The sequence below is a fragment of the Okeania sp. SIO2F4 genome (assembly GCF_010672385.1).
In the GTDB taxonomy this organism is placed as follows: Bacteria; Cyanobacteriota; Cyanobacteriia; order Cyanobacteriales; family Microcoleaceae; genus Trichodesmium.
Window position 1 is genome coordinate 1 of record NZ_JAAHGT010000636.1, and the last position, 5,772, is coordinate 5,772.

The 5,772-nt window shown below is 39.6% G+C and carries 5 protein-coding genes; 2 read left to right on the top strand and 3 right to left on the bottom strand.

Annotation, left to right across the window (positions count from 1 at the left end):
* Positions 1-194 precede the first annotated feature (194 nt).
* From F6K22_RS29290 to F6K22_RS29300, 3 genes are all read right to left on the bottom strand, one after another.
* A complete protein-coding gene (locus tag F6K22_RS29290; RefSeq protein ID WP_293106223.1) occupies positions 195-1,340 on the bottom strand; it encodes a glycosyltransferase family 4 protein in 1,146 nt (381 codons plus the stop codon).
* A 189-nt stretch (positions 1,341-1,529) separates the two neighbouring features.
* Positions 1,530-1,892, bottom strand: coding sequence for an RNA-guided endonuclease InsQ/TnpB family protein (locus F6K22_RS29295; protein ID WP_293106226.1), 363 nt, complete (start codon positions 1,890-1,892; stop codon positions 1,530-1,532).
* Positions 1,867-2,787 carry an RNA-guided endonuclease InsQ/TnpB family protein gene (locus F6K22_RS29300; RefSeq protein WP_293106229.1) on the bottom strand — a complete coding sequence of 307 codons (921 nt, stop codon included), beginning with the start codon at positions 2,785-2,787 and terminating at the stop codon, positions 1,867-1,869. The genes F6K22_RS29295 and F6K22_RS29300 overlap by 26 nt, the downstream gene beginning before the upstream one ends.
* Positions 2,788-3,415: 628 nt before the next feature.
* On the opposite strand from F6K22_RS29300, the gene F6K22_RS29305 reads away from it, so the two are divergent.
* Together F6K22_RS29305 and F6K22_RS29310 are read left to right on the top strand one after the other, a co-directional pair.
* On the top strand, positions 3,416-4,609 hold the full coding sequence (locus F6K22_RS29305) for an FAD/NAD(P)-binding protein (protein WP_293106232.1): 1,194 nt from the start codon (positions 3,416-3,418) through the stop codon (positions 4,607-4,609).
* 14 nt (positions 4,610-4,623) lie between these two features.
* Entirely contained in the window at positions 4,624-5,385 is a 762-nt protein-coding gene (locus F6K22_RS29310; protein WP_293106234.1) for a GTP-binding protein, read from the top strand.
* Positions 5,386-5,772: the final 387 nt, after the last annotated feature.

Consider the following 5,772-nt stretch of genomic DNA (forward strand, 5'->3'; position numbering starts at 1 on the left):
GAAAATTTTTCTCTTCTCCATACTTGATAGAAAAATAGCTGTTTCATTTGCTGAAGCTCCCGCGCCGTATGATGAAATTTTTTCTCTTCCCCATACTTAATAGAAAAATAGCCGTTTCATTGACTGAAGCTCCCGCGCCGGATGATGAAAATTTTCCTTCTTCCTTCTCTCTTAGATAACTAAAGCCTTCTTCCTTAAATCAAACTACTTAAAGGATTTCTTTCTCTTACAACTTCAGCATAAAGCATTTCCAATTGAGTAATATTTCGACTCAGAGTGTAACGCTCCAAAACCCTTTGCCGAGCTTTTTGCCCCAAAAGAATATTTAATTCAGGATGATCCCTAAATACAGGCAATAAAGTTTGTAATTGGCTAGTCACATTATGAGTATTTAAAATTATGCCTGCTCCCTTTTCCAAAACCTCACCATCAGCACCCGCATCTGTAGCTACACAAGCTAAACCAGAAGACATTGCCTCCAATAAAGCCAAAGACAAACCCTCTACTAAAGAAGGTAAAATAAATACATCAGCTCCACGCAAAATTTCTATTCGTCGTTGCTCATCACTCACATACCCAAACCAACTCACTCCCTTAACATCCCCATAAAACATTTGCAAAGAAGGAACTAATGGCCCATCTCCAACAATCGCCAAACAACTATCATTAGTCATATCGGAATGTTTCCAAGCTTTGAGCAGAGATTCAACATTTTTCTCTGTAGAAATACGACCCAAATATAGAAACACACGGCGAGCATTTAACTCAGTCTTTAGACTAGAAACTCCAGGAGAATACTTATCCACATCTACCCCATTAGGAATAACTGCCACTTTTTTGCCCGGAACCCCCAATTTAATGAATAAATCTTTCTGTATTTCTGAAAAAATAATCACTCGGTCATAATTTGCTAGAAAAGGAGCATAGAATTGATAGGCTAAAAATTGGGTTCCAGATTTAATATTCCGTGGTTTACTGTCGAACTGGGCATGAAAAGTTGCTACTAAAGGAATATTCAACTCTTCACAAATTTCCGGCAACAAAAAATCTAGAGGAGAGAGGGTAAGAGATGCGTGAACAATATCTGGCTCAAGTTTCTGTAGAGCCTGACTTAAGATTTTGCTAGATTTAAGAGTAGGTATGGTGAAACCCTGAGATTTATAGATGCAAGGTAGAGATACTTCGTGAAACCCTGGCCATTTGTCAGGTTGACTATCTTCAGTCGCAAAGTGGAGGAAGCTTACCTGATAGCCTCTATCCAACAGAGCATTGGTTATTTCTCTAGAGTAGGTAACGTTGCCACAAAAAGGATATTTTTTTCCAAGCCAAGCAATATGCATTCAGATGAATAGGCAGATATTATTTTTGAGAGATTTTATCATTGATAGACAAAAACACCTCGGTATTTGACATACTCCCGGCGCTGAATTAAAAATTACAACGCGGGATTCTCACACACAGTGATTCTTGATTCAGGGACACCACTTACTATTTCAAGTGGCCCATCTACAGTAGAGGTGGTGGTCTCCTCAAGCGTTCCCGAATACTCGGAGGTTCCTGAATGCCCTGCCTTCGGCGCGCCGCTCCGCGTCTACAGTACCTTTGATTTCATTCCACTCAATACCTAGAATCTTCATCCCTTTGTTTAAAATATTTAATGCCGCATTTGTATCCCGACATATTTCTGTCTTGCATTTAGGACATTGATGAGTTCTAGTGCTCAGAGATTTCTTCACTCGATGACCACAGTTTGAACAGTCTTGGGATGTATAATTCGGTGCCACAGAAATCACTGTCTTATCCCAAATATGGCCAAAATAATCTAACCATTGAGTGAGTTGATACCAACTTGCATCAGAAATGGACTTAGCCAAATGATGGTTCTTGACCATGTTTTGTATCTTGAGGTCTGCCTTCGGCGCGCCGCTCCGCGTCTAGGTAGACAACCACATCATTAGAGTGGACTACGCACCGGGCTAACTTAACTGCCCAGTCTTTACGCTGTCTAGTAACTTTCAGATGGCACTTTGCCAGTCTCATTCTGGCTTTGTGGTAATTTTTTGATTGAGGTTTACCTTTGACAAACTTTTTTGAGAGTTGTCGCTGTAGTTTCTTGATTCGCTTTTGAGTTTGTCTTAAATACTTGGGATAAATTGCAGCATTATTGTTTTGGTCTTTGTAGAAATAAGTCAGACCTAAATCAATGCCTACAACATTCCCGGTATAGTTCCCTGTTTCTTTGCGGTGAGCATCAAAGCAGAATTGAGCATAATAACCATCAGCTCGTCTGACAACTCTGACCCGGTTAATTTTGAGCCTCAATAAGTCCTCTCTGGTTTGATAATTACAGAATAGAGAGAACCTACCTGCTTGAAAACTATCGGTGAAGTTGATAGTTAAACAATCTTGTGATAGTTTCCATCCAGAGGTTTTATACTCAACTGTTTGCGCAGCATTCCGAAGGAAACGAGAATGCTTTTTGAACTGAGGATAACCTTTATTTTTGGCTCCCTCTCTACAGCGACAATAGAAGCTAGAGATTGAATTCCAAGCCCTCTCTACTGATGCTTGACGCGCCATTGAGTTTAACTTTTTGGCAAAAGGATATTCACTCGCCAGTTCTTTACATGGCAGAGATAGACGAGATCTATTTACATCTGGCTCGTCTCGCCATAATCTAACTGCTTTATTTCTCATAAATTGAGCAGTTGTTATAGCCTGTTCTAAGGCTTGATATTGTGCCTTAGAGCCGTTTAATAACTTAGCTTTAGCTTCTCTAGTAATCATGGTTTGACTCTACCATTAATAGCAGAACTTTTGGCGATCTGTATGATTTTTTTGTGGGTCGCAATTCATGAGGGACTGTCGCTGGAAGTAAATTCCAGCGTTTATAAGCCCCGTCCCAACACCAAACTAGCGTTATGATGTGGCCCTTATTGCTCCATTTAGATTAAAAGTTTTAATTATCAATCTCAACTTATAATTTTAAAATTTTTAACTTTGTCATCAATCTATGACAAAAAATGGCAAAAATTCCATGAAATAGCCAACAGAATTTCAATAGTTTCAGCTTTTCCATGATAATATAAACGAAGAATAATCCAAGGGAGTTTATTACCTAAAGAGATTTGAAAGCCTCAAACACTCATGATTTCGTTACTTAGACAGGCGATCGCCTGTAATTGATTCAACCATGATAAACTAATTTTTCTAAGTTACCTATATACTGATTTGACGTATTTGCAATTATATGATAGGAATAAAAGCCTCCTCAGATGATATGCAAACAAGCTTAGATTATTTGCTTGTTGCGCAGCATGACCTAGGAAAAATCTTGTTTGCGAGCCGTTACAGCTATAATATATTATAAAAATAATAATGATTATCATTCTCATAATTATTGTTCTTTAATTCCATGTCCTTGCCAATACAAACCAACATTGCCATCGTAGGTGCAGGGCCCCACGCCCTAACATTGGTAACTCATCTGTTGCAAAAACGGAAAAAGTATCGCCATAAAATAATAGTATTTGACCCCAGTGCCACTTGGATGAGTCAGTGGCAACAGCAGTTTGCGGCCCAAGAAATACCCCACTTGCGATCGCCCGCCGTTCACCACCCAGACCCAGACCCCTATTCCCTGCGTCGGTTTGCGGAAAATCGCCCAAACGAACTATTCCCCCCCTACGACCTACCTGGAACAAAACTATTTCAAGAATTTTCCCAAGAAGTAGTTAGTCGCTGGCAGTTAGAAGACAAAGTATATAAAGCATCAGTGACAAACATTGCTCCCATAACCTACCGAGGAAACCCTCACTTTCGAGTCGAACTAGAGAATGGCAACTCAACCATAGCTCGTCAAGTAATCATAGCCAATGGTGGGGGAAAACCGCAACTTCCAGAATGGGCGAAAAAAATTCCCACCCCCTATCCAAAGCAACGCCTTTGTCACTCCCACCAAGTAGACTTGCAAGGTTTGCGACTCAGGGGGGAAAAAGTGCTAATTATCGGTGGGGGATTAACGAGCGGTCACTTAGCAGTGGGAGCCTTAAAACGAGGCGCAAACGTAGCCTTGATGGTCAGACGTCAGCTCAAAGAGAAACTATTTGATGCCGAACCCGGTTGGTTAGGTCCAAAATATTTAAAAGCTTTTAGCGCCGAAACTGACTGGCAAAAACGATGGCAGTTAATTCAACAAGCACGAGATGGCGGTTCCATGACACCAGCAATAATGACTCAGTTGCGCCGTTACCAACACCAAGACGAGTTATCTATTTTTGAGGAATGTCAGATAGTAAGTGCTGAGTTTGTTGGCGATCGCTGGCAAGTAAAATGTGATGATGGAATGACGTGGGAATGCGATCGCATCTGGTTAGCAACAGGTACAAAACTTGATGTCACACAACAACCTATCTTAAAAGAAGTCTTGCTAACCCACCCAGTGAAAATAGTGAACGGGTTGCCAGTATTAGACGAATATTTGCGGTGGTCTGGTTGCGAACTATTTATTATGGGTGGGTTAGCTGCTTTGCAAGTAGGACCTGTCGCCAGAAACCTATCGGGTGCAAGGATGGCAAGTTCCCGTATCATATCAGCATTGAAAAGTTGAGCTATGGAAGAAAAATGTCAAAACCTATAATCACTGTAGTAGCTGGACTACCGGGAGTCGGCAAAACAAGTTTTATTCGGGAACAAATCCCCAAAGCTAATCCTGCTGTTTATTTCAGCCCCGGTACGGGCAATGTTCCCATTGACCACACTTGCCTTGCTACGGATTTTCCCAATCTCAAAATTATTACTGATGCTCAACAGTCAGAACTCCTAGAATATCTTGCTAATGGTGCAGTTGCTTTTATCGAATTAGGATTTTATTTAGAGCTAGATGCAATGTCATCACTGCTTGATAACATTCCTAGCAGTCGTATTGCCATTATCCCACCAGGAACAAAAAATAGTGAATGGCATCAGTGGGCGAACCAAACTGTAGAAGGATATGCTATTGAAAGTAATATTAATAACTGTCAATTCTGGCGATCGCCTACTAGGGGTCAAATTATCGATCCAGCAAGTTTAGATGTTTTTTGGTATGAAGAATTAACCGCTGGAGCTTATGGTCAAATCATGCGTGCTAAAGCAATTTTTGATATTGCTGACGGACGTGCTTTTTACTTTGATTTTGTCCTAGGAAAAGAGACTGAATATCAAGAATTAAATTTACCAAGATGGCTAAAAGGTAGACCAGAACGCTTTAGTGGTATTGAAGTTTTTGGTAATAACTTAAATCAAAAATCTTTAGTAGGAAGTTTACAAGATTGTTGTTTACCCGATGCGGCAATTTTAGCTTATCAAGAACAAGTAAAAGAAACATTAGGAATTACCGAATAATTAATAATTAATAATTAATAATTAAATAATTATGGTTAAAAGCCGACCATTTTAAAGGATAAAAAAAGAAATATAGCAATTCCCACAGCTCGTGAAGTACATTGAGAATCCCCCTAAATCCCCCGCATCATCGGGGGACTTTGAGGAACTCCCCCCTTTGAAAGCTATGCTTTATAAATATCTTTCTTAAGATAAAACTTGACAAAAATATCATTTGATGTATTAGAGTATGAAAGCTTCTAGTGTCCTTGCGATCGCAACGACAAAAAACAACTTTTAGGAGTACACAAGTTAGTCAATTTTTCAAATTAGTAAAACTAGCAAAATGCTCATAAGCTTTTGATAATAATCATTACACACTTTTGTAAATAATTTTGCTTATAATGG